The following is a 999-nucleotide window of genomic DNA, read 5'->3' as shown; positions in this document are numbered from 1 at the left end:
CCTCTCACTACTTTTTTTTTTTTAATTGCACCGCCCCCCCCCCGTACCACCCCAGGTTGGTCCGCCGGCGGCCTCAGTTGTTTAAAAGAGCCACCCCCCGCCCGCCCCGATGGCCGTCATTGAGACCGCCGAGTCTTCGGTGGACACCGGCGGCGCGCGGCAGCAGGCCGCCAACGCCTTCTACGCCCGGCTGCGGGCCATCGGACCGGAGCGCTGAGCCATGCTGCGCGTGCTTCCCATCACTCTGGTGGCGCTCCTGATGGTGCTGCCGCTCAAGCTCGGCTCGCTGATGGAAGGGCTGCCGGTGGTCGCCCAGCAGTTCGACCGCGAGTTCGGCAAGCATGAGCGCCCCTGGGCCAAGGACCTGAAGGGCGGCGCGGAGTCCTCCTCCGGGGAAATCCCGGCCGCTCCGACGACCGCCCCGGCAGGCCCGGCGCTGGCGGCGCTGCCGATGACGCCGGCGGCCCCGCCTGCGGACGCCTCCCTGCCCGCGGCGAGCTGCACCGACCCGGCCCTGCGCGCCGCCATCGCGGAGCAGAAGGCCGACGTGAGCGCCCGCACCCGCCATCTCGGCGAGGCGGAAGCGGTGCTGGCCGCCGCCGAGACCCGCGCCACCGCCCAGATCCAGAAGCTGAGCGCCATCAAGCGCGACGTGGAGGCGCTGATGCAGCAGCGCTCCAACCTCCAGGCGGAGGATCTGAAGCGCATGGTGACGATCTACGAGACGATGAAGCCGCGCGACGCCGCGCGCATCTTCAACGACCTGGAAACCGACATCATCATCGACGTGCTGGACCGCATGGCCGAACGCCGCTCCGCCCCGATCATCGCGGAGCTGGAGGACGGCAAGGCGCGCGAGGTCACCCGCCTCATCCTGCAACGTCGCGCCCTGCCCGGCGACCGCCCGCCGCCACCCGCCCCGCTGCCCGTCCGACTGACGCAGACGCCGACGAACTGAACCCGGCCCCGGCTGCCAGACACGCGGTTCTCTCACCAAGA

General features: G+C 70.9%; 1 protein-coding gene. It reads left to right on the top strand.

Annotated features, from left to right (window positions below):
• Nucleotides 1-220 precede the first annotated feature (220 nt).
• Entirely contained in the window at nt 221-958 is a 738-nt protein-coding gene (locus tag GBZ26_RS29520) for a MotE family protein (RefSeq protein WP_174441820.1), read from the top strand.
• The last annotated feature ends 41 nt before the right edge of the window (nt 959-999 follow it).

The sequence above is a fragment of the Azospirillum formosense genome (genome assembly GCF_013340925.1).
Lineage (GTDB): Bacteria > Pseudomonadota > Alphaproteobacteria > Azospirillales > Azospirillaceae > Azospirillum > Azospirillum formosense.
The sequence above is the reverse complement of the archived record's forward strand: the minus strand, read 5'-3'. Positions and strand labels throughout refer to the sequence as shown.